Source organism: Flavobacterium sp. FlaQc-30 (genome assembly GCF_044005885.1).
Taxonomy (GTDB): Bacteria; Bacteroidota; Bacteroidia; order Flavobacteriales; family Flavobacteriaceae; genus Flavobacterium.
Window position 1 is genome coordinate 411809 of the sequence record NZ_JBIPCO010000002.1, and the last position, 23908, is coordinate 435716.

At 33.4% G+C, this 23908-nt stretch carries 16 protein-coding genes and 1 tRNA gene; 5 read left to right on the top strand and 12 right to left on the bottom strand.

Annotation, left to right across the window (positions count from 1 at the left end):
- Positions 1 to 136: 136 nt before the first annotated feature.
- From purL to ACHRV0_RS07045, 3 genes are all read right to left on the bottom strand, one after another.
- Positions 137 to 3829: a phosphoribosylformylglycinamidine synthase gene (gene purL / locus ACHRV0_RS07035; protein ID WP_395440455.1), complete on the bottom strand. Its 3693-nt coding sequence runs from the start codon at positions 3827 to 3829 to the stop codon at positions 137 to 139.
- 323 nt (positions 3830 to 4152) lie between these two features.
- Positions 4153 to 4524, bottom strand: a complete 372-nt coding sequence (locus ACHRV0_RS07040) for a hypothetical protein (RefSeq protein WP_395440340.1) — start codon at positions 4522 to 4524, stop codon at positions 4153 to 4155.
- 36 nt (positions 4525 to 4560) lie between these two features.
- The gene (locus ACHRV0_RS07045) at positions 4561 to 6072 is read right to left on the bottom strand and encodes a hypothetical protein (protein ID WP_395440341.1); all 1512 of its coding nucleotides are present in this window, start codon (positions 6070 to 6072) and stop codon (positions 4561 to 4563) included.
- A gap of 317 nt (positions 6073 to 6389) precedes the next feature.
- On the opposite strand from ACHRV0_RS07045, the gene ACHRV0_RS07050 reads away from it, so the two are divergent.
- From ACHRV0_RS07050 to ACHRV0_RS07065, 4 genes are all read left to right on the top strand, one after another.
- Positions 6390 to 6821 (top strand): PaaI family thioesterase, encoded by a 432-nt coding sequence (locus ACHRV0_RS07050; protein ID WP_089053208.1) that lies wholly within the window; start codon positions 6390 to 6392, stop codon positions 6819 to 6821.
- 3 nt (positions 6822 to 6824) lie between these two features.
- Positions 6825 to 7889 carry a chorismate-binding protein gene (locus ACHRV0_RS07055; RefSeq protein ID WP_395440342.1) on the top strand — a complete coding sequence of 355 codons (1065 nt, stop codon included), beginning with the start codon at positions 6825 to 6827 and terminating at the stop codon, positions 7887 to 7889.
- An 80-nt stretch (positions 7890 to 7969) separates the two neighbouring features.
- Entirely contained in the window at positions 7970 to 8686 is a 717-nt protein-coding gene (bshB1, locus tag ACHRV0_RS07060; protein WP_395440343.1) for a bacillithiol biosynthesis deacetylase BshB1, read from the top strand.
- Positions 8687 to 8763: 77 nt separating this feature from the next.
- A tRNA-His gene (locus tag ACHRV0_RS07065) sits at positions 8764 to 8837 on the top strand.
- 319 nt (positions 8838 to 9156) lie between these two features.
- On the opposite strand, the gene ACHRV0_RS07070 is transcribed toward ACHRV0_RS07065, so the two are convergent.
- From ACHRV0_RS07070 to ACHRV0_RS07110, 9 genes are all read right to left on the bottom strand, one after another.
- Entirely contained in the window at positions 9157 to 10008 is an 852-nt protein-coding gene (locus ACHRV0_RS07070) for a neutral zinc metallopeptidase (RefSeq protein WP_395440344.1), read from the bottom strand.
- A gap of 88 nt (positions 10009 to 10096) precedes the next feature.
- Positions 10097 to 14149, bottom strand: coding sequence for a PAS domain S-box protein (locus tag ACHRV0_RS07075; protein ID WP_395440345.1), 4053 nt, complete (start codon positions 14147 to 14149; stop codon positions 10097 to 10099).
- Positions 14150 to 14219: 70 nt separating this feature from the next.
- A complete protein-coding gene (locus tag ACHRV0_RS07080) occupies positions 14220 to 15014 on the bottom strand; it encodes a hypothetical protein (protein ID WP_129024037.1) in 795 nt (264 codons plus the stop codon).
- Positions 15015 to 15125: 111 nt separating this feature from the next.
- Positions 15126 to 16454: an aldehyde dehydrogenase gene (locus ACHRV0_RS07085; RefSeq protein ID WP_395440346.1), complete on the bottom strand. Its 1329-nt coding sequence runs from the start codon at positions 16452 to 16454 to the stop codon at positions 15126 to 15128.
- Positions 16455 to 16528: 74 nt separating this feature from the next.
- On the bottom strand, positions 16529 to 17218 hold the full coding sequence (locus tag ACHRV0_RS07090; RefSeq protein WP_395440347.1) for an RluA family pseudouridine synthase: 690 nt from the start codon (positions 17216 to 17218) through the stop codon (positions 16529 to 16531).
- 91 nt (positions 17219 to 17309) lie between these two features.
- Entirely contained in the window at positions 17310 to 17660 is a 351-nt protein-coding gene (locus ACHRV0_RS07095) for a four helix bundle protein (RefSeq protein WP_129024040.1), read from the bottom strand.
- 96 nt (positions 17661 to 17756) lie between these two features.
- Positions 17757 to 18575 (bottom strand): 3-methyl-2-oxobutanoate hydroxymethyltransferase, encoded by an 819-nt coding sequence (panB, locus tag ACHRV0_RS07100; RefSeq protein WP_089053217.1) that lies wholly within the window; start codon positions 18573 to 18575, stop codon positions 17757 to 17759.
- A gap of 50 nt (positions 18576 to 18625) precedes the next feature.
- Positions 18626 to 19819, bottom strand: a complete 1194-nt coding sequence (locus ACHRV0_RS07105; protein ID WP_395440348.1) for an SH3 domain-containing protein — start codon at positions 19817 to 19819, stop codon at positions 18626 to 18628.
- A gap of 180 nt (positions 19820 to 19999) precedes the next feature.
- Positions 20000 to 21427, bottom strand: coding sequence for an L-serine ammonia-lyase (locus tag ACHRV0_RS07110; protein ID WP_129024042.1), 1428 nt, complete (start codon positions 21425 to 21427; stop codon positions 20000 to 20002).
- Positions 21428 to 21749: 322 nt separating this feature from the next.
- Between ACHRV0_RS07110 and ACHRV0_RS07115 the strand changes: the two genes are divergently transcribed.
- Positions 21750 to 23897, top strand: coding sequence for a cation:proton antiporter (locus ACHRV0_RS07115; protein ID WP_395440349.1), 2148 nt, complete (start codon positions 21750 to 21752; stop codon positions 23895 to 23897).
- Positions 23898 to 23908 lie beyond the last annotated feature (11 nt).

The window sequence follows — 23908 nt, forward strand, 5'->3', positions numbered from 1 at the left end:
TTTTTGACAATGAAAAAAAAACATTTTAATCCTTATAATCTGTGGCTAAAAAAAAATAATTCGTGAAAATTCGTGAAATTCGCGGCAAAAAAAAACGCCCGATCAAATTCGGGCGCTCTTAATAAAAATATATTTTTTAGTTTTTCTCAATCCATTTTCTGGCATTAACAAAAGCTTCGTGCCAAGGCGAAACCTCGTCATTTCTGTCTTTTGGATAATGCGCCCAGTTCCATTGGAAAGTCGAACGCTCAATGTGAGGCATCATAACCAAATGTCTTCCTGTTTTATCACACATCATTGCTGTGTTATAATCAGAACCATTCGGGTTTGCAGGATAACCTTCGTAAGCATATTTAGAAACAATGTTGTATTGGTCTTCTGCATAAGGCAATTTGAATTTACCTTCTCCGTGAGAAACCCAAACTCCTAAAGTGCTTCCAGCCAAAGTCGATAACATAACCGAATTGTTTTCTTGAACTTTGACAGAAGTAAAGATACTTTCGTGTTTGTTACTTTCATTATGATGCATTTTTCCGTGAACTTCATGCTCTGGATTAATTACTTCTAATTCCATAAACAACTGACATCCGTTACAGATTCCAACAGAAAGAGTATCTTCTCTTTTGAAGAAATTGTCTAAAGCTGTTTTTGCTTTTTCATTGTATAAGAAAGCTCCAGCCCAGCCTTTAGCAGAACCTAAAACATCTGAGTTAGAGAATCCTCCAACAGCACCAATAAACTGAATATCTTCAAGTGTTTCACGACCTGAAATTAAATCGGTCATGTGAACGTCTTTTACATCAAATCCAGCCAAGTACATTGCGTTTGCCATTTCACGCTCAGAATTACTTCCTTTTTCACGAATAATAGCCGCTTTTGGCCTTGGTTTCGAAGCGTCGATTTCTGGTTTTTTTCCTGTAAAATGTGCAGGGAAAGTATAATTTAAAACCTGATTTTTATAGTTTTCGAAACGAGCTTTTGCAGTTCCGTTTTTAGATTGTTTTTGATCTAATAAATAAGAAGTTTCAAACCAAACATCTCTGTAAGTTGGAACATCTAATTTGTAGTCTCCAATTTCTAAAGTTGCAGTTTCTTGAACTGAACCGATTTTGAAGAATTCGATATTATTAGCATTTAATTTAGCTTCAACAGCTGCGTCAGATTTAGCCTGGAAAACGATTCCGATATTTTCAGCGAAAAGGATTTTCAATAAATCTTTTTCCGCGAAAGCGCTGAAATCAATTTTAGCTCCAAGATTCACATCAGCAAAACACAATTCTAATAAAGTTGTGATTAAACCACCGCTTCCGATATCGTGACCTGCTAAAATTTGGCTTTCGCCGATTAATTCCTGAATGGTATTAAATGCATTTTTGAAGAAAGAAGCGTCTTTAATAGTAGACGTTTCGTTTCCGATTGTATTTCTAATTTGTGCAAAAGATGAACCTCCAAGTTTGAAATCATCCTGAGACAAATTAATATAATAAATAGAATCTCCGTTTTTCTGTAAAACTGGTTCAACCACTTTTCTAATATCTGTACAGTTTCCTCCAGCCGAAATAATAACCGTTCCTGGTGCGATTACTTCGTCGTTTGGATATTTTTGTTTCATTGAAAGTGAATCTTTTCCTGTCGGAATATTGATTCCCAATTCGATTGCAAATTCTGAACAACCTTCAACAGCAGCGTATAAACGAGCGTCTTCACCTTCGTTTTTACAAGCCCACATCCAGTTTGCAGATAATGAAATTCCTTTCAACTGATCTTTAATTGGCGCCCAGATAATGTTTGATAATGATTCTGCAATTGCATTTCTACTTCCTGCAACCGGATCAATTAAAGCAGCGATAGAAGCGTGCCCAATAGAAGTTGCAATACCTTCTTTTCCTAAATAATCTAGAGCCATAACTCCCACATTATTTAAAGGCAATTGTAAAGGTCCAGCATTTTGTTGTTTGGCAACTTTTCCTCCAACACAACGGTCAACTTTGTTTGTTAACCAGTCTTTTGAAGCAACAGCTTCTAAACGTAAAACGTCTTTTAAATAACTTTCGAAATCTGCTTTGTCGTAAGCAACATCAGCATATTTTCTGTCGATAGTTTTATCTGTCATAATCGTTTTAGGAGAACTTCCGAAGAAATCTTCTAAAGCATAATCCATCGGTTTTGAACCATTTGATTTTGATTGGAAAGTAAAACGGTGATCTCCTGTTACATCTCCAACCTGATACATTGGCGAACGCTCTCTATCAGCAATTCTTTGTAAGGTATCAATATCTTTTTGACCAATAACCAATCCCATTCTTTCCTGAGATTCGTTACCAATAATTTCTTTTGCAGAAAGTGTTGGATCTCCAACTGGCAATTTGTCTAAATCAATTAAACCTCCAGTTTCTTCCACCAATTCCGAAAGACAGTTTAAGTGCCCTCCAGCTCCGTGATCGTGAATCGAAACAATTGGGTTATTGTCGCTTTCTACTAAACCACGAATCGCATTTGCAGCACGTTTTTGCATTTCAGGGTTTGAACGCTGAATCGCATTTAACTCAATTCCTGAACCGAAAGCGCCAGTATCTGCAGAAGAAACTGCAGCACCACCCATTCCGATTCTATAATTTTCTCCACCAAGAATTACAATTTTGTCGCCTTCTTGTGGTTTCTTTTTAATAGATTGATCTAGTTTTCCGTATCCAATTCCTCCCGCTTGCATGATTACTTTATCATAACCAATTTTACGGTCGTTTTCTGAATGTTCGAAAGTTAAAACAGAACCTGTAATTAAAGGCTGTCCAAATTTATTTCCAAAATCAGAAGCTCCGTTTGAAGCTTTGATTAAAATATCCATTGGTGTTTGGTACAACCATTTTCTTTCTTCAAGAGCATTTTCCCATTTTCTGTCGTTATTTAGACGAGAATATGAAGTCATATAAACTGCAGTTCCTGCTAATGGCAATGAACCTTGACCTCCTGCCAAACGGTCACGAATTTCTCCTCCTGAACCTGTTGCAGCTCCGTTGAAAGGCTCAACTGTTGTTGGAAAATTGTGTGTTTCGGCTTTTAATGAGATAACCGAATCAAATTCTTTTATTTCGTAAAAATCAGGTTTGTCTGCCGATTTTGGTGCAAATTGCTGCACTTTTGGTCCTTTTACAAAAGCAACGTTGTCTTTGTAAGCAGATACAATATCGTTAGGATTTTCCTGAGATGTTTTTTTGATTAATTTGAAAAGAGAAGTCTCTTTTTCTTCACCGTCAATTACAAATGTTCCGTTGAAGATTTTATGACGACAGTGTTCTGAATTCGCTTGTGAGAAAGCAAAAATCTCAGAATCAGTTAATTTTCTTCCTAGTTTAGTTGAAAGATTGTTTAAATAATCTACTTCTTCGTCACTTAAAGCTAAACCTTCAGCTTTATTGTAAGTTGCAATATCATCAATTTCCAGAATTGGTTCCGGCTGAATGTTGATAGTGAAGATTTCTTGATCTAATTCGTTGAATTTTTGAAAAAGCATCGGGTCAAAATCAGTGAAATTTTCCGTTGCTGGATGAAATTCTTCAATTCTGATAATGCCCGGAACACCCATGTTTTGAGTGATTTCTACAGCATTTGTGCTCCATGGTGTGATCATAGTGGCGCGAGGACCAACAAAAAAACCCGTCAATGCGGATTTTTCGATCTTATTCGAGTCGGCAAAAAGCCAGTTTAATTTTGAAATGTCTTGAGCTGAAATTTCGTTTTGCGTCTGTACGGCAAAAACAGTTTTGCTTTGGTTTTCAAAGAAATGGATCATTGTTTTGTGTAGTTTGTTGTATTGAGGTGCAAATTTAATGTAAATAAATAGCAAGCGCAAATTTGATAACAAACTCTTTTGAAAAAAATGAAATTGAAATGTTTTGTCACAAAGGAGCTAAGACACTAAGTTTTTGTTTAAAAATTCACATAAAAGGTTTTTTCTCATTTTATGTCATTTCGACGAAGGAGAAATCTTCGCAAGAAGCTCGACAAAGATTGGGGATTTTGCATGCGGAGTTTCTTGTGTGATTTCTCCTTCGTCGAAATGACAAACATTACGAGATTACTATTGAAAAACTTCGTGAGTTTGCGAGAAAATTTGAGAACAAATTCTATTTAAAAAGTAATATTAGAGTGAAATTATGGTCTTAGAACAAAATTTGAAAATTTCCATTCATTTGAACCAGATTCTTTAACAAATCTAAGAGGGATGTAGTAAGTTTCGATTTTTAAAATTTCCTCGTCATTACTTGATTTAATAATTTTGATTTCTTTTCCTTCCCAATCATTAGCTAAATTTTGTAAACCATCAAGATTGTTAAAATTAAAACTTTTGTAAGATGACTTTGTTACTACTTTTTTTAGATTGCTTGTGTCTTTTAAAGCTAAAAAATAAGTTAGTGTTTTAAAGGATTTAAGAGAAGAAGATAAGTCATAATCTATTTTGTTTTCTTGAGAGTAACAAAAAGTATATGAGAAAATTAGAAATATTGAAACTATAAAAGTCTTCATGATTTTTTATAATGCTGAAAAAAATATTGATAATAATTACTTCGGGAAATCTTGACTCTGATAAGCACCCAAATCTGGTGGTGAAGTTCTTGTAATTCCTAAAATATCCTGCAGAATTATATACGACTGATTTCCTTTCGCGAAAGCAGAAGAAGTTTTGTCGATATTGAATTTATTCTGATTGACATTATAAAACTTCGGGTTTTCATTCAGAATGATGTTGCTGTAATGCTGCATATCTGTTTTAAATTGATAATCAGGATTTGTTGTTGAACTGTTGAATTTTAAAAGACAATTATTTAATTGATAAACAAATGGTGCATTTGTGTTTTTGCTCAAATTAAATTCGTTGGTGTTTGAACCATAAATTATACAATTGTTGAAAGCTGCCTGCGTCAGCGCATTTGTTTCGGGCATTTTGCCTGCCAAACTATTGCTTACACTAACTGCAAATTGTGAATTGCTTTGCCAATTGTTATAAAAAGTGCAATGTGTAAAACTATAGTTTCCGCCGTAAACACACGATAAACTGGCTAGTCCGGCATAATTTATAACTAGATTTTCTCCGTTAATTCGGGCGTTTTGTCCTAAAATTCCATATTCAGCACAATTATAAACTTGGGTATTTTTAATTTGAGTTGTGTTAACTGAATTTCTGATATCTAATCCCGTAATCGCATTTTTTAAAGTTAAATTTTTGATTGAATGGTTATTACTGCCATTTTCAAGAATAACTGATTTCCATTGTCCAGGAATATCCGAATAAAGGGATTCTAGTCGATCGCCTTCAAAAATAACTTCATTTTCAAGTTTTTCTGTTGTTGAAGTAGTTCCGTTAATTTGAAGAGAAGCATTTTTACCAACATATAATCCTGAGTTGGTATGAAAGTGAACTCTTGCGCCAGCTTCAAAGGTTACAGTTTTGTTTTCTGGAACTCCTGCGTAACCATAAATTACATAAGGTTTTTGTTTGGTAAAAAGTAATTCATTTCCGTTTACAGGATCATTTTCGTTGAGATAAAATCCATCAACATCTTTGCTGTCAATTTTGATTTTCTCTTTTGTTCCGTTTGGATTTTGGTTAGGATATAAAAAAACTGCGTCCTGAATTAAGGTTACCAAAGCGACTTGCTGCAGATTTGTGCCGCTGTCAAACTGAATTTCGTCGGTATATAAAAAATCGGCTGGATTTGCATCTGTAATATTTGCAGTGGTTTCAATAAAAATGTACAAACTGTCTTTTGCTAAAAGCGTAACATTGTTGAAAATTTTACCATTATTACCACTCATACCATCAACAGTCATTCGGTATTTTGAACTTAGTCCTTTTTTGAATTGTACGACTGGAATTGATATGTCATTTTTACTTCGATTATAGACTTTTAGTTGATAAGTACTTGAGCCAATATTTTTAAAAACGGTGTCTAAATAAACGGTGTCTTTAGAAAACTTTAGATCTCCAGAACTGGCAACGGTATCAAAGTCAGTTCGACAGGAACTGAAAACTAAAATTAAACCCAGAACGAAGATTGCAAAGTATTGACGCATTTAAAAGTTTTTTTTAGCCACAGATTAAGAGTATTAAAAAGATTTTTTCTTTGTCACGAATTCCGCGAATTTTCACAAATTAAATTGAAATAAAATTCGCGGAAATTTGTGTAACTAGTTGCTATATCTTTAGAATCCTTCTAATCTGTGCAATCTGTGGCTAAAAAAAAATCAGCCAAAGATTTGATTGTTTTTGTAAAAATAACAAAAAACCTACAGGTTTGAAGTTGAATTTTAAATTTTAGTCCTGAAATTTCGGGAGGATTTTAGATTTATGTGTTATCTTTCTTTAATTTTACGATTTTAAAGTTTATTTAATGAATTATACAAAAGAACAGATTTTAGCGTACTGCAATGAATTTTCTAAAAATACATTGATGGAAACGCTGAAAATAGAATATATCGATGCGGGCGAAGATTTTTTAACGGCAAAAATGCCTGTAAACCCAAGTGTTCATCAGCCAATGGGATTATTGCACGGCGGAGCTTCTGTCGCTTTGGCGGAAAGTGTGGGAAGTGCAGCTTCTCATTTTTTTATTAATGCGAAGGAACAAGAAGTTCGCGGTATCGAAATTTCGGCAAATCATTTAAAAAGTATTCGTGAGGGTGTTGTTTTTGGAACTGCTCGAATTATTCATAAAGGCAGAAGTCTTCATCTTTGGGAAATTAAAATTACGGATGAAGCAGGAAATTTGATTTCGCTTTGCAAATTAACGAATATGGTTTTGGATAGAAAGAAAAGTGAATAAATTATGAATCCATTTTTCTTAAAAATTAAAAAGCATAAAGAACTGAATTTACCTTTTGTACTTTATTCAAAACCCAATACTACTGATCTTGTTGGAGTTTTACAGCAAAATAATACTTTATATACCGTTTCAGATTACAGCGAAAAAGGATTTGTGTTCGCTTCTTTTGATGAAAAACAACTGGTTCTGATTCCTGAAAATGAATCGGAAATTATTACTGCCGAAAAAGAAATTACTTCATTTGAATCCATCGAAGTTGATGATTTAAATTTTGATGCTGAAGCTAAATTTCAATACGAATATTTGGTTGCACAGGGAATTCAAGCCATTAAAAATGAAGAATTCAAAAAGGTGGTTTTGTCACGAAGTGAAGAAGTGCCTTTAATTGAATTTGATTTTGTTGGAACTTTTCAGCATTTGGTTCAATTATACCCAGCGACTTTTTGTTATTGCTTTTTTCATCCTAAAATAGGACTTTGGATGGGAGCGACGCCAGAAAAACTGCTAAAAGCAAATGAAAATGTTTTTGAAACGATGGCTTTGGCAGGAACCCAAAAAGATAATCTGCAAACTGAAATTGTCTGGCAGCAAAAAGAAAAGGACGAACAGCAATTTGTAACTGATTTTATTGTAAAAAGGCTTAGAGAATTTACAGCTTCGGTTGTAGTTTCTGAACCATATAGTTTAAAGGCGGGATCGATTTGGCATATTAAAACGGATATTTCGGGAGTTTTAAAGGATAAGTCGACTTTGGAAGAAGTTATTGATACGCTTCATCCAACGCCTGCGGTTTGTGGTTTGCCAAAGAAAAAAGCAAAAGGTTTTATTATTGAAAACGAAAATTATGATCGTACTTTTTACAGCGGATTTTTAGGAGAGCTTAATAGTAGTTTTACAGGAAAAAATGTAAGCTCTGATTTATTTGTAAATTTACGATGCATGCAGATTCAGGAAAACAAAGCCATTTTGTATATGGGCTGCGGTATTACAAAAGAAAGTATTCCAGAAAAAGAGTGGGAGGAAAGCGTCAATAAATCGATGACGATGAAAAGAGTTTTAAAAAAATAGTTTATAAATTGTTTCAAGTTTCAGGTTTCAAGTTCTGTTGACAACTTGAAACCTGAAACTTGAAACTTGAAATAAAAAAAATGAAATTAGATATATTAGCCTTTGGTGCGCATCCTGACGATGTAGAATTGGGTTGTGCGGGAACAATTTTAAAAGAAGTTTCTCTAGGGAAAAAAGTTGGGGTTGTTGATTTAACGCGCGGCGAATTAGGAACACGCGGAACCGCTGAAACGAGAGATAAAGAAGCAAAAGCTGCGGCCAAAATTTTAGGAGTTGTCGTTCGTGAAAACTTAGGACTTCGTGACGGCTTTTTTGTAAATGATGAAAAACATCAATTAGAAGTCATTAAAATGATTCGTAAGTACAAACCTGAAATTGTTTTATGCAACGCTGTTGACGACCGTCATATCGATCACGGAAAAGGAAGTAAATTAGTTTCTGATGCTTGTTTTTTATCAGGATTAGTGAAAATAGAAACTTCTATAGATGGAGAGCCGCAAGAAGCTTGGAGACCAAAAGTGGTTTATCATTATATTCAATGGAAAAATATTGAGCCAGACTTTGTAGTTGATATTACAGGCTTTGAAGAAAAGAAGATCGAATCAATTTTGGCTTATAAAACACAATTTTATGATCCAAATTCAAATGAACCTGCGACACCAATTACGAGTAAAAACTTTTTAGAAAGTGTAAAATATCGTGCGCAGGACTTAGGACGCCTAGTTGGTAAAGATTTTGCCGAAGGTTTTACTGTTGAAAGGTGTTTGGCAGTCAATAGCTTAGAAGATTTGATTTAATTTTTATAAAAATTTTTCATTTTTTTCTTTGTAGAACTCAACCTTTGTTCTATATTTGCACTCGCTAAGCAAAAATGGTGGTTGTAGCTCAGCTGGTTAGAGTAGCGGTTTGTGGTGCCGCGGGTCGCCGGTTCGAACCCGGTCAGCCACCCAGATTTAAAGCCTTGAAGAAATTCAAGGCTTTTTTTGTGCGTTTAATTTTTTTTAAAGCATATAAGTGATATAGGTTCATTTTAGATTTTGGGTCTATTTCAATAAAATCAAATAGGTCATATTAGAAAACATAGCCAGCGGTTGAAACCGCAGGCACTATTTGAATATTAGCTTTTTTATTTAAGTTTTTGCTTTTAACCTTAGTAATATCAGCTTTGATCTAAAATGACCTTATATCGCTTATATGGTTTGAACGAAAAAAAAAGCATGACAATTACATCATGCTTTTTGGTTGGTTATTATATTTGGTTGGTGTATTATCGAATTTCGTCAAATGTATTTCCTTGTTTGATATCGCCGGTTCTAAAACCTTTTTTAAACCAGTACATTCTTTGTTCTGATGTACCGTGTGTAAATGAATCAGGAACTACCTGACCTTGCATTTTGCTTTGTATTGCATCATCTCCTACAGCATTAGCTGCGCTCAAGGCTTCTTCAATATCTCCTTCATCCAGCGTTTCTTGGTTGTCATGTGCCCATACTCCAGCGTAAAAATCAGCCTGCAGTTCTAAGGCTACTGAAAGTTTATTGGCTTCGGCTTGGCTTTTACCTTCTTGCGCTTGATGCATTTTTTCAGAGGTTCCTAGTAATGTTTGTACGTGATGGCCAATTTCATGCGCTATAACGTACGCAATGGCAAAATCACCACCCTCAGCACCAAATTTAGATTTTAGTTCTTCAAAGAAGCCTAAATCCATATATACTTTTTGATCGCCTGGACAATAAAAAGGTCCCGATGCTGATGAAGCTCCGCCGCAAGCAGTATTTACAGAGCCTTTAAAAAGCACTAATTTTGGGTTTTTATAGGTCATGCCATTTTCGGCAAATATTTTACCCCAGAAATCTTCAGTTTTAGCCAAGACGGATCTAACAAAATGTCCCATTTCTTCATCTTCCTTACTTAATGGAGCAGCTGCTTCAGTTTGTGTCTGCTGCCCGCCTTGCATTTGTTCTAAAACCGGAGTGATAAACTGGGCATTTTCGCCGCCAAAAACATTTACTAACAAAATAATGATACCGATAATTCCACCTCCAACGGCTACTTTTCCGCCAGAAATTGATCTTCTGTCTTCAACGTTATCACTTTCTCTGCTTCCTTTCCATTTCATACTTTGCTGTTTTTTAAAAAGTTATGTTTGTTGTACGAATTTATATATTTTTTGGGAATTACATGTTATTGGAGGTAATTTACTTTTTTTATTTCAGCCATTTTGCCAAAATTTCTTCTACAATACCTTTCATAATAGGCTTTGAGATATAGTCGTTCATTCCTGCTGTTATGCATTTATTTCGTTCTTCTTTTTCGGCGCCTGCAGTTACGGCAATTATTGGCGTATGCTCTCCTGTTATTGTACTTCTTATGGCTTTGGTAGTTTCGTATCCATTCATAATTGGCATTTGAATGTCCATAAAAACAAGTGTAGGATTAATGCTTTCAAATTGTTTTACAGCTTCATAACCATTTTCACATTCGTAAATAATAGAATTGCTGTATAAATTTGAAATGATGGTTTTTAGCAGCAACATATTGACTTTGTTGTCCTCAACGATTAAAAATTTAATTTTCTCATTGTTTGAACTATTGTTAATTTGATCGTATTCTGAGTTTAAAGTTTTGAGTTTAGTATTATTTTTTTCTGTCCCGCTTTGGTTTCTGGTTTTTAAATTTAAATCGAAGAAAAAATTACTTCCTTCGCCAATTTTACTTTCCAGCTGCAGTCGGCTGTCCATTAAAGCTAATAGCTGATTAGATATTGTTAATCCCAGTCCGGTTCCTCCAAATTTTCTAGTTGTGGAGCTGTCTGCTTGCGAAAAAGCTTTGAATATTTTCTTCTGATTTTTTTCAAGAATTCCAATACCTGTATCTATAACAGAGAAGCGCATTATGCAATTGTTGTTCTTCGTTTTTTTAAGAACAGAAACATTTAGTCTGATAGAGCCTTCATTGGTAAATTTTACGGCGTTTGAAAGCAGATTAATTAATATCTGTTTTAAACGGACAATGTCTGTCCAGATGTATTTAGGAACTTCTGGATCGATATTTAATTCCAGTTGAAGATTCTTCTGATTAGATTCAAAAATAATTAAATCAAAAACTTGTCCAAGTACTTTTTTAATGTCGTATAAGTCGATAAAGAGTTCAAGTTTTCCAGCTTCAATTTTAGAAAAATCTAGTATGTCGTTTATGATTTCTAATAAGGAATGGGCAGATTGATTAATAGTTGTGGTATATTTTTCCTGAATTCCTTCAAGTTCAGTCTGCATTAATAAATGCGTAAAACCAATTATACCATTTAGAGGTGTTCTGATTTCGTGTGATATATTAGCAAGAAAATCTGATTTTGATTTGTTTGCTGCTTCCGCCAGTTGTTTTGCTTTTATAGCATCTTCGGTCACTTTTTTGTTTGTAATGTCAAAATAAATACCGCCTACGAATTCAATTTCATCTCCTTTTTTTATGACATCACCAAATTCTTCGATCCAAATGTATTCACCAGTTTTTCTTTTAATTCGGTAAACATTATGAAGCGGAATTCCGTTTTGAAGATTGTGTATTTGATTTTTAATTACTTTTTCACGATCGTTGTGGTGAATAAGTGATAAAAAGGATAAGTTGTTTTCTATAAATTCAGCTTTAGAATAACCTGTTAAGTTTTTAATCTCGTCGTTTAAGAAGATTTTGGTTGATATTGCGTCAAATTTTGACAGGTAAACTGTTCCAGGAATATTGTTGGCAATTAACTTAAATTTCTCTTCGCTTTCTAGGATTTTAGCCTCATTTTGATTTCGCTCTAGTGCCGATGAAATATTATTGGCTAAAACCTGAAAGATGTAAATTTCTTCTTCAGACCATTTTCGTTCAGAAGTGCAGTCGTCAAAGCCTATAAAACCAGTAAAAACATCATTGATATACAAGGGCAGAATCAGAATTGATTTTATTTGATTGTCAAGTAAAAGTTGTTTAAAAAAGGTTTTTTTGAGTTTACGTGTATACGTTTTTAAAATACTTTTGTTAAGTACAGCCTTATGAATTTCTTTTAGATTGTCTTCGGTTAATTGTTTTAATGGTGTTATTTGATGTTCTACACCGTTTCTTGACCACTTGTATTTTTGAGTAAAAGTATTGGTCAGAAAGTCTTTTTCATAATAAAACATATGATCTGCTTTTGAGGCTTTTCCTATTAGATCATAAGTTTCCTGAAACATTTCTTCGGTAGATTTGCTAAGTAAAAATTTCTCTGTACAAAGTGAAAGTGCTGAAAGCAGCTGACTTTTAAATTCTAATTTACGCTCTGCATCTAATCTCATTTGCGATGAAATTGCAAGTGAAATCACATCTGAGATGGTTTTAGCATAGTTAATGTCTTCATTGTCCCAATCTCTTTTTTCTTCTGTACTTTCAAAACAAACTACACCAACCAGTTTTCCGTTCAAGAAAATAGGAACGTCGAGCATTGATTTTATGTTGTTTTTTGTAAAGTACAGTCTTTGAAATTCTGACGTTTCTAGTTTATTAAAAACATCTGGAGCGTTTATGACAACTTTATTTTTTAGTGTTTCAAAATAGATCGGATAAGATTCCTGATCTAATATATTTTTGTCACTTGGACTTTGATTGTCGCTGCTAAATAAGTTTTTGCAAGTAATTAGGTCTTTTCGGTATTTCCAAAAGCTGACTCTATTTGATTTGCTTACTATTGATGCTTCTTTGATAATGTAGTCAAGAACTGTGTTTAAATTGTGATATTTGCTAAAGTCAGCAGTTGATAGTTTTTTGGTGGAGTTATTGTATGCTTCAATTTTTTCGAGACGTCTTTTTTTCTCGTTTTCAGCATTTTTAGTTTCGGTAATATCTCTTGCAATTCCGGCGTAACCAGTTGTTTGACCTAAATCATTTTTACGGATAATAATGTTTTGAGAAATCCATATTTCTTGTCCGTTTTTCTTTAAAATAGGAATTTCGATCGTAGGGAATTTGTTTTCGTTGACTACAATATTTTCATAAAAATCTACAGCGCTTATTGAGTAGCTTTCGTGAATAAAATTTGAATAATGATGTTTTAATATTTCATTTTCTGTGTAGCCTAGAAGTGTGTAAGCGAATTCATTTATGAATGTAAAATTACCATCGGCATCAATTTCAAAAATAATATCTCTTGCAGTCTGGATTAGGTTTTTGTATTGGTCTTGTACATTAAATTGTTCTGTTACGTCCTGTCCGATACTAATAATTAAATCTTCAGTAAATTTTTTATCTTTCCATTGAATGTGTTTGTATTCGCCGTTTTTACTTTTGAGCTTCCAAGTATAAGTTTTGTTTTCTTCCCGATCTAGTGTTGGTTCTTTTTCGTTATGCTCGTTTTCTTTTGCAAAGTGCCAAAAGTTTAAACCAATAACTTCTTCCGGCTGATAACCTAAAATAGAATAAATGGTTTCGCTGCAAAATAGTATTTTACCTTTCTGGTTTGTTGCAATTGTTAGTGAACTTCCTTTTTGAACAATTTCATTTGCAAATCGATAGTTGTCATCATTGTTTGATAAAACGGCATATTTTACATGATTAACAATGAAAATTAAAATGCAAAAATTAATTAATAAAACAGAAGATTTTATTGGAATCAAATGAAAGGAAACGGTCGAAAGAAGAAATATAAACGTGAGACCTACAAAAAACCAATATATTTTTATTGGTTTTAAAATATTGTACGAGAAGAAAAAGGAGATTAAAAAAACAATAACAGGAACAACATCGTTGCTGAGGCGAACGATATTATAACATACATAGCTTATGTATATAAAAAAGCAAGTAATAAATATGTTCTGAATTTTGTCGCGCAGCCATTTTATTTTGTCTACCAGCAGATAAATGAACAAAACGAAGAATCCAATCGAAACATTTGTTACTAATAAGCTTTTCGGGCGGATTTTGAAAATCTCATTAATGATCTCGATTACAATAACCGCAATTCCAAAAAATAAAATGTAAAGCTGATATTCTTTTTTAGCTGTTTCGGCTTCTTTTGTTTTTTCAATAAAATACCCAATTTTAGTTTTAATTTTAAAAAACTGGTAGATTAATAATGCCAAAAAAGCAGCTAATGAAAGTCCGAGTATAATAAGTTTTGGACTATTGAAAAAAATAATGTCGGGGCTCAGAGCGTATGATTTTGTCATGATTGATTTCAGAGAATTACCAAAAGCGGTAATTCCTGAAATCAATACATTGAAAAAACTATAGCTTTCCGTCATATATTTTGAGAGAGTTAGTTTTCGTAAACAACATTTTAAAAAATTCTAAAAAGACGTTTTTGAACTCTTTTTATTCGAAATCTGATTGTCCGATAGAATCAATTGAATCTTGCTCTTCTTCTTCGCTGAAAATTGAAAAATAAGTCGCATAGGTAATCGATGTATTGAAAACAGCTGTAAAAATAACACCAACACAACAAGCTACAAGACCTACTAATGAGCCAAGAAATCCAACTATAAATAGGCAGAATATTATAACAGGGTTTTTACTTACCAAGATTATACTTGATTTAATAGCATCTATGGCTTTTAAATTTCCAAAAATGATTAGTGGAATTGTAAAAAAGGTAAAAAAATTGATGAATAAAGAAACTCCCGTTCCTAAATATCCTAAGCCTAAGCTTTCTGTAGAGTAAGAAATTCCATTAGTTACAAGTCCTATAATAAAAGCAACTGCAAATAATTGAACAAAGTACGGAGCTCTATAATAAGTAAAAATTGTAGAAACATTAAATTCTTCGTCTTTATCTGCACAATCAGCCATTTTTAAGAATCCTGCGCCCAGAGGAGCAAATACAGCGGTAACGGCAGCAAGTGAAACAGCAGTTATTACTTGTTGAATGTAGCTTAGGTTTTGAATTTGAAAATTTTCTAAGAAATTTTCAGACAGGCTTTTAACGCCGTAAAAAGTTACAGCTAACCCCATAATTACAATTACTACTACGACTGAAAATACTAGAATTATAAGTCCGGAATACAATGCAATTTTTTTGAAGTTTTCAAGGGCATAGTTGAAAATAGTTGAAAAATCTATTGAATAGCCATTTTTTTTGATGTCTTCAATTTGGTCAAGTGTAGCTTTCATTTTAAGAGTAAAATTGTTAAATATAGTTTGTGTTTGGTACCATAATAGTCAATGGTAAATATAGTATATTTAATCAATTTCGTCTAAAAATCCTAGAATTGTTTTTGCCTCTTAAATCCAGCTTAATACCCTTTTTATTGAAGCTAATTTGTCTTTGTAAGGAGCGTAGCGCATAGGTAAATCAAGCCAGTTTGCTTTTTTTACAATTGCTTTATGATGAGAGAAAGTATCAAAGCTCCTTTGACCATGATAAGCCCCGATACCGCTGTGCCCGACACCGCCAAAAGGAAGTCTTTTGTTCGAAAAATGAATTACAGTGTCGTTGATACATCCGCCTCCAAAAGAATAGCTTGTGATCATTTTTTTTGCAAACGATTTATCGTCGCTAAAAACATAAAAAGCAAGAGGTTTTTCGTAACGACTTATTACGTTATGAATGTCGTCTTCAGTTTCATAAACAAGAATTGGTAAAATTGGGCCAAAAATTTCTTCGCTCATTACTGGACTGTCTAAACTTGGCTCTTCAATTAGAGTAGGAGATATGTAAAGTTTGTCGGCATTAGTTTCACCTCCAAAAATGACTTTATCACGTTCAATCATCTGATCTAAACGCACCCAGTTTTTTGTATTAATTATACGAGCAAAATCTGGAGATTTGTCCATTTTTTTACCGTAAGCTTTTATGATTTCTTCCATTAAGAAAGTAATAAAGTTTACTTTCATATTTTTTTGAATCAAAATATAATCTGGTGCAATGCAAGTTTGTCCTGCATTAATAAATTTTCCCCAGACAATTCGCTTTGCTGCAAGTTTTAGATTGGCAGTTTCATCAATAATACAAGGGTTTTTTCCGCCGAGTTCAAGAGTTACGGGAGTAAGATTTTCGGCAGCAGCTTTGGCAATTACTTTTCCAACCGTAACACTGCCCGTAAAGAAAATATAATCCCAGCGTTTTGCTAGTAATTTATTAGAAACTTCAACGCCGCCCTCAAAAACTTCGACATGATTAATATGGAAAGTCTTTTCAATAAGTTTTGCAATTATTGCAGAAGTGTGGGGGGTAAGTTCTGACGGTTTTAAAACCACTCTGTTTCCTGCAGCAACGGCAGCAATAAGCGGACACAAAGCTAATTGAAATGGATAATTCCAGGGAGCAATAACCAGTACATTTCCGTAAGGTTCTTTGTAAATGTAATCTGTAGAAGGAAAATTAAGCAGAGAAGGAAAAACTCGTTTTGGTTCTGCCCAAGCATTAATATTTTTGATCGTATCTTTTAATTCTGAAATGACATAATTTGTCTCCGTCAGGACAGCTTCAAATTCAGGCTTTTTAAAGTCATCGTACAAAGCTTGTACAATTAAATCTTCGCTTTTTTGAATGTTATACAATAACTTTTTGAGCGTTTCTTTTCTGTACCCGATGTCGTTTTTATAGTCCATTTTATGATCAGCTTGTTTTTGTCTATGCAAGTTAATCGATAAAATTTAAAAAATTAACAATTATATCATAAAAATCAAATGGCATTCCAAACCGTTTCATCGGGTGTTGGCGCTATGATAGTTATGTTTTCTTTGGATACAGGATGAACAAAAACTAATTTTCTGGCATGAAGATGAATGCCGCCGTCAGGATTACTTCGGTCAAAACCGTATTTCAAATCTCCTTTTATGGGAGATCCAATTGCTGCTAATTGCGCACGAATTTGATGATGACGTCCTGTATGAAGATTAATTTCCAGCGCCGTATAATTTTGAAGTTCTTTGATTACTTTATAATCTAAACTAGCTAGTTTGCTGTCTGGAACTTCTTTTAAATGCGCTTTTGAAGTGTTATTCTTTTCGTTTCTTTTTAAATAATGTACCAATTTAGCAGATGCTTCGTGAGGTTTATTCTTTACAACTGCCCAATACGTTTTTTGAGTTTCACGATTACTGAACAATTCATTCATTCGTGACAATGCTTTACTGGTTCTCGCAAAAACAACAATACCAGTTGTAGGACGATCTAGTCGATGAATCACACCCAAAAAAACATCGCCGGGTTTATTGTATTTGGCTTTTATGTATTCCTTTACAATATCAGATAATGGTTTATCTCTCGTTTTATCACCTTGAACAATATCGCCTACGCGTTTATTAACCACAATAATGTGATTGTCTTCATGAAGAACTTGGAGATTGTTTTTATCTGAAATAATTTTCATAATTAGACTGGCTTAGACTGCTTAGATTTTTAGACTGACTTAGATTTATTAGACTTTAGATTGACTTGGACTTCTTAAATTTTAGTTTTTTTTACAATAAAGTTGCTCTAAATCTAGAAGTCATTTTAGTGATTTCTTCTAACATACTAATTAGTTCTGTTGTGTTTTCTTCATTTAGAAAACCTAAATCAGATGAAATCAAAAGTTGAGTTTCAACTTCATAAGCAGATCCAATAGCAATTTCTAAAAATCTAGCAAAATCTTTATTCGAATTTCTCGAAGAACCTTCAGCTATATTTGAAGGAATGGATACAGCAGCCCTTCTTAATTGATTAATTATTCCGAACTTTTCATCATTAGGAAAAGTTGATGTTATTGAATATATTTTAGAACAAAATAATCTACTTTTTTTCCAAATCAAAAGTTCTTTGAATTGATGCATAATTTTTGATTTATATATTTCTAGACTTCTTAGATTTTTAAAAGAATAAAAAAATCTGAGAAGTCTAGAATCTAAGAAGTCTAAGATAGTCTAGACTTAATATTGTTCATTAGAATTTGGGAAATCACTAGACTTAACATCGGCTGCATATTGACCGATAGCTGTTGTCATTTCTTCATATAAATTTAAGTAACGACGTAAAAAACGCGGACTAAATTCGTTGTTCATTCCTAACATATCATGAATAACTAAAACTTGTCCGTCAACACCTCCTCCGGCACCAATTCCTATAACTGGAATTGAAATACTTTCAGCTACTTTTTTAGCTAGATCAGCAGGGATTTTCTCCAGAACAACTCCAAAACAACCAATTCTCTCCAGCATTTTAGCATCTTCAATTAATTTTTCTGCTTCAGCATCTTCTTTAGCACGAACGCTGTAAGTTCCAAATTTATAAATTGACTGAGGAGTTAAACCCAAATGTCCCATAACTGGAATACCTGCGTTTAGTATTTTTTTAATCGATTCTTTAATTTCTTTTCCGCCTTCAAGTTTTACTGCATGTCCGCCGCTTTCTTTCATAATTCTGATAGAAGAGCGTAAAGCTTCTTTTGGGTCAGATTGGTAGCTTCCAAAAGGTAAATCTACTACAACCAAAGCTCTTTCGACAGCACGAACTACAGACGAAGCATGATAGATCATTTGGTCTAAAGTAATTGGCAAAGTCGTTTCGTGACCTGCCATAACATTTGATGCAGAATCACCCACCAAAATCACATCGACTCCCGCGGTATCAACAATTTTAGCCATTGTATAATCATAAGCGGTAAGCATAGAGATTTTTTCTCCGTTGCTTTTCATTTCTATTAATGACTTTGTTGTGATTCTTTTATAATCTTTTTTTGCTACTGACATTTTATTTTTTTTTGATGATGTAAAAGTATTGAATAATTGTAAATTGAGAATCAGCAATAAAAGAATATTTCGATGCTGTATAGTTTCCCGTCTTTAAATTCTATTCTAATTTGACTGTCTTCCATTAATATAGAATAGATATGAGGCCATTTTAATGAAGCTTCGATATAAGTCCCATATTTTTCAATGAAAGCTTTTTCGGACATGGTATTGTCCAAAACTGAACCTGAATTTAAGATTAACTTGTTGTTTTCATTGATAAAAACCTTAACAATTTCGGCTTGATTCTGTTTTTCATCTACAGATGCGTGTAAGTCTGGGTAATAATAAAACAAGTCACTTAAATAAATACCGCATTCATCGCCTACGCTCGCTTTTTTTGCTGGTTCTCCAAATATTTTTAATAAGTCTTTTTGAGTTAAGAAAAGTGATTTTGTTTTGACTCCTTTTAATGAAAATTCGGCTTTTTTGACAAATGCACTAATTTGTTCTGGCAGTTTATGTTTGGTTAAGCCTTTTGCAAGTGCTATATTTAATTCAGTATCAGCGATTAACTTAGGATCATTTAGCTGCTTGACAACTTCGAAATATCTTTGATAGGCAGGTATTAATTTGTCATATTCACTATTCCAAGCAAGTTCAACAATTCGCTCGCTTACTGTTTTTCGTTCGGTTACAGCATTGACATCAAGTTTGTCGAAGTCTTTTAATAAAGTTTCAAAGTTTGGTCTTGCTCCAAGGAATTTTTTTAAAGTGAATTTTGCATATTCTTCATCAAAATTACCATTGATGTTAACCCATTCTTCTGAATTTTTTGGAAGATAATTTACAGGTACAGGGTCACCAGTAAATAAAATTTCTCTGATCTTAGAGTTTTTATCTGGTAAAGCTCTCGCTTTTAAACCTGCTGCTAAAACAAATAAATGATTACCGCCATAATAAGCGTCGCCGCCTTCTAAAATTGGATTTTCATTATCTTTAATTTTAATATCTCTAGCGTTTAAACTTTTGGCTACAAATTTCTCAGGAACATAACCTTCGTTGAAATTATCGGCTTGTACTTTATACCAGCCATTTTTACTTTCAGATAATAATCGAACTTCAGCTCCATATTTAAAATAACCCAAGAAATCAGCATCAGTATTAGCTGCCGTATAAAGTCGAGTATCTGAGTTTAGAAAATAGCGCTGTTGCGAATGCAGTAAAACAGAGCAAAAAAGAAGTAAAAAGTAACGTTTTTTCATGAAATTGTTGTTTAGGCATTCCCGATAGCAATTGGGGTAAAAAGATTTAGACCGATTTTTTATTTTACGCAGATTTAAAATGATTTAGGCAGATCTTAGCAGATTTGTTATTTTAATCTGCTAAAATCTGCCAAATCTGCGTGAAAAAAAAATCATTTTAATCTATTGTAAGCCAATGTTTTAACAATCAGCCATATTTACAGCAACAGCTAATCCTCCTTCAGAGGTTTCTTTGTATTTTGAATTCATATCTTTTGCCGTCTGCCACATAGTATTAATCACTTTATCTAAAGGCACTTTTGCATTTTTAGAATCAGTTTCAAGTGCTAATTCGGCTGCATTTATAGCTTTTATGGCGCCCATTGTATTTCTTTCAATACACGGAATTTGAACTAATCCGCCAATAGGATCACAGGTTAAACCTAAATGATGTTCCATAGCGATTTCAGCAGCCATTAAAACCTGAGCAGGAGTTCCGCCCATTAATTCGCATAAAGCTGCTGCTGCCATTGATGACGAAACGCCAATTTCGGCTTGACAACCGCCCATTGCGGCAGAAATAGTGGAACCTTTTTTGAAAATACTTCCAATTTCTCCAGCAACCATCAAAAACTGCTTGATTTCTTTTTCGCCGGCTTTATGGTTTTCAATTACTAAATAGTACATCAAAACAGCTGGAATTACGCCGGCACTTCCATTAGTTGGAGCTGTAACGACACGTCCTAACGACGCATTTACCTCATTTACAGCAAGTGCAAAACAGCTTACCCATTTTAAGATTTGACGAAATTTTACTTCCGTTTTTCTTATTTCTTCAAGCCACGATTGCGGATCGTTGTAGTTGGATAAACCAATTAGATTTTGATGCATATCAAAAGCTCTTCTGCGCACATGTAATCCGCCAGGAAGAATTCCTCCCGTATGACAGCCTATATACATACATTCAAGCATAGTATTCCAAATACGCATAAGTTCTGAGTGAATTTCATCTTCAGAACGCATCGATTTTTCGTTTTCATGAACAATTTCCGAAATTGATTTTTGCTCCGTAACGGTATAGTTTAGAAGCTCAACGGCATTTTGTATTGGAAACGGAAAGGCACATTTTATTACCTCTTTAATTTTGGCATTTTCGCGCTCTTCTTTTACAACAAAACCGCCGCCAATAGAGTAAAATGTAGATTCGTACTCAGAGTCATCCGCTTTATAAGCTGTAAATTTCAGTCCATTTGCATGAAAAGGAAGAAACTCTTTATTGAAAACAATATCTTGAAGAAAATAAAAAGGAACTTTATATTGATCTGCGAGAATGATCTCGTTTGTATCTTCAATGTTTTTTATGATTCCAGCAATGTTTTCTACTGGAATATATTCAGGATCTTGACCGCTTAAGCCCAGCATTACTGATAAATCAGTAGCGTGTCCTTTACCGGTTAAAGAAAGTGATCCATACAAATCGACTTTTACTCGAGTAACTTGATCTAAAAGCGATTCGTTTTTTAACTCTTCTAAGAAGCGTTCGGCGGCTCTCCAAGGCCCCAAAGTGTGTGAGCTCGAAGGGCCGACACCAATTTTAAGCATATCAAAAACAGAGATACATTCTTCCATTGTTCAATTTTTGTTATGACAAAGATAATTGAATAATGCAATGAAGTTTTACTTTCAATTAGAAATCTTGCGATTTTGTTAAAAAAGATATTAAATTTTAATAATTTGACAAGGAACTAAATTTAATTAGTTAATATAAGGCTTTAGTAAAGAGTTTAGTAATTTTTTTTAGGTATTTTTGTAATAGATGCAAGTGCAAAAACAATGTGTTTTGACTTTCGCTAAAACAAAATTAATTATATCTTCAGATAAAAAATATTCTAATTTAAGACACCATTTTGAGAGAAAATTAAAATACCACAATGAAGATTAAAATTACACTATGATAGAATTTTTCAAGCATTTTTTACAAGAATTCGAATTACCGTTAAGCAACCCAGTATTAATTTTTTCGTTAATACTTTTTATTATCTTGTTGTCTCCAATTTTACTAAAAAAAATAAATATTCCAGGTATTATAGGTCTTATCATTTCTGGAGTAATCATTGGGCCGCACGGACTTAATATACTTGCCAAGAATTCAGCAATTGATTTGTTTTCGACCATAGGACTTTTATATATAATGTTTATTGCGGGTTTAGAATTGGATATGAACGAGTTCAAAGCCAATCGTAATAAGAGTTTATTATTTGGTTTTTTTACTTTTATTCTGCCGCTTTCTGTTGGTTTTCCGGTTTGCTTTTATCTTTTAAAATATGATTTTAATGCGAGTTTTTTAACAGCGAGCATGTTTGCAACGCACACTTTGGTTGCGTATCCTATTGTAAGTAAGCTGGGTATTGCAAAAAATCAAGCGGTTGCCATAACAGTAGGAGGAACAATTTTAACAGACACAGCCGTTTTGATTATTCTTGCGGTAATTATGGGAAGCGCACAAGGAAGTTTAAATCAGGCTTTTTGGATAAAACTTGGTGTTTCACTTGCCATTTTTTCGGCCATTATGTTTTTAGTGATTCCGAGAATTGCAAAATGGTTTTTCAAAAAATTAGAAAGCGAAAAACACGCTCATTATATTTTTGTGCTGTCAGTAGTTTTCTTTGCCGCATTTTTGGCAGAAGTAGCAGGAGTAGAGCCTATTATTGGAGCTTTCGTTGCTGGTTTGGCATTAAATCCTTTAATTCCGCATTCGTCAGCTTTAATGAATAGAATTGAGTTTATTGGAAACTCATTATTTATTCCGTTTTTCTTGATTTCTGTGGGAATGCTTGTTGATATAAGTGTGATTTTAAGCGGACCAACGGCTTTAATTGTTGCAGCAACTTTGAGTGTTGTGGCTATTTTTGGAAAATGGATTGCCGCCTTTTTTACTCAAGTTGTTTTTAAATACACTAAGACTGAAAGACAGCTTATTTTTGGATTAAGCAGTGCACACGCTGCCGCAACTTTGGCCGTGATTTTAGTGGGTTTTAAAGCTAAAATTCTTGATGAAAATATTTTGAACGGAACTATTATTCTAATTTTAATTACTTGCATCGTTGCTTCATTTGCAACTGAAAAAGCAGCTAAAAAAATCGCCATTTGCGAAGAAGAAGTTTCTACAGAAGATGCAGATAAAGATCAAATATTAGACGAACATATTTTGATTCCGCTCGCTAAAACTTCGGCGACAGCCAGTTTATTAGATTTTGCACTTTTAATAAAAGACAAAAAATCGGCTAATCCGGTTACGCTTTTAACGATTGTTCCTAATAATGATCAAGCCGAAAAGAATATTTTAAAGTACCGAAAAGCAGTCGATAAATTCGTAATTCAAGGTTCAGCTTCTGAAGTTAAGATTAATACAATTGCCAGAATTGATCATAATCCTGCAAGTGGTATTGCAAGAACTTCTAAAGAAATCATGTCGGATATTGTGATTGTGGGCTGGCCGAGAAAAACAGGATTTTTAGATAAAATTTTTGGTGAAAACGTAGATTCGATTATTAATAATGTTGATAAAAGTTTATTCATCTGCCGTTTTCAAAAAACATTTATAGAAGATAAAAGACTGGTATTTATTTGTCCGCCATTTTCTGAAAGAGGCGTAGGTTTTCAGCTTTTACTGCAGAAAATTTCAAGATTATCGCAAGAACTAAGTATTCCGATTGTAATTTATGCAGAATATAAAACGCATCAAACTATTCAGCAGATTGCCAATAGTTTGAAACTAAATGCGAAATTCGGATTTAAAAGTATTTTAGATTGGGATAATTTTGAAGCGATTTCAGACGAAATAAAACCAAATGATTTAATTGTTTTTAATTTATCTAGAAAAGGTTCTGTATCCTATCAATCTATTTTTGAGAGAATTCCTCAAAAAATCGAAAAATTCTTCGGAGACAATAACATTATTTTAGTTTATCCGCAGGATGATCGAAAAGAGAGTTCTATGGATGCTTACGAAGATTTTACCGCAACACCGTTAACCAAAAGTTTAGAAGCTATTGAGCAGATTGGTCGTGGTTTGGGAAGTATTTTGAAGAAAGGTTAGGCAATTTTTAA

Coding starts and splice junctions, on each gene's coding strand:
- ACHRV0_RS07050 (WP_089053208.1), top strand. CDS start 6,390: ATGAATTATACAAAAGAACAGATTTTAGCGTACTGCAATGAATTTTCT.
- ACHRV0_RS07075 (WP_395440345.1), bottom strand. CDS start 14,149: ATGACGGAAAGCTATAGTTTTTTCAATGTATTGATTTCAGGAATTACC.
- ACHRV0_RS07070 (WP_395440344.1), bottom strand. CDS start 10,008: ATGAAATGGAAAGGAAGCAGAGAAAGTGATAACGTTGAAGACAGAAGA.
- ACHRV0_RS07090 (WP_395440347.1), bottom strand. CDS start 17,218: ATGAAAATTATTTCAGATAAAAACAATCTCCAAGTTCTTCATGAAGAC.
- ACHRV0_RS07105 (WP_395440348.1), bottom strand. CDS start 19,819: ATGAAAAAACGTTACTTTTTACTTCTTTTTTGCTCTGTTTTACTGCAT.
- ACHRV0_RS07040 (WP_395440340.1), bottom strand. CDS start 4,524: ATGAAGACTTTTATAGTTTCAATATTTCTAATTTTCTCATATACTTTT.
- ACHRV0_RS07080 (WP_129024037.1), bottom strand. CDS start 15,014: ATGAAAGCTACACTTGACCAAATTGAAGACATCAAAAAAAATGGCTAT.
- ACHRV0_RS07110 (WP_129024042.1), bottom strand. CDS start 21,427: ATGGAAGAATGTATCTCTGTTTTTGATATGCTTAAAATTGGTGTCGGC.
- ACHRV0_RS07045 (WP_395440341.1), bottom strand. CDS start 6,072: ATGCGTCAATACTTTGCAATCTTCGTTCTGGGTTTAATTTTAGTTTTC.
- ACHRV0_RS07055 (WP_395440342.1), top strand. CDS start 6,825: ATGAATCCATTTTTCTTAAAAATTAAAAAGCATAAAGAACTGAATTTA.
- bshB1 (WP_395440343.1), top strand. CDS start 7,970: ATGAAATTAGATATATTAGCCTTTGGTGCGCATCCTGACGATGTAGAA.
- ACHRV0_RS07095 (WP_129024040.1), bottom strand. CDS start 17,660: ATGCATCAATTCAAAGAACTTTTGATTTGGAAAAAAAGTAGATTATTT.
- ACHRV0_RS07115 (WP_395440349.1), top strand. CDS start 21,750: ATGATAGAATTTTTCAAGCATTTTTTACAAGAATTCGAATTACCGTTA.
- panB (WP_089053217.1), bottom strand. CDS start 18,575: ATGTCAGTAGCAAAAAAAGATTATAAAAGAATCACAACAAAGTCATTA.
- ACHRV0_RS07085 (WP_395440346.1), bottom strand. CDS start 16,454: ATGGACTATAAAAACGACATCGGGTACAGAAAAGAAACGCTCAAAAAG.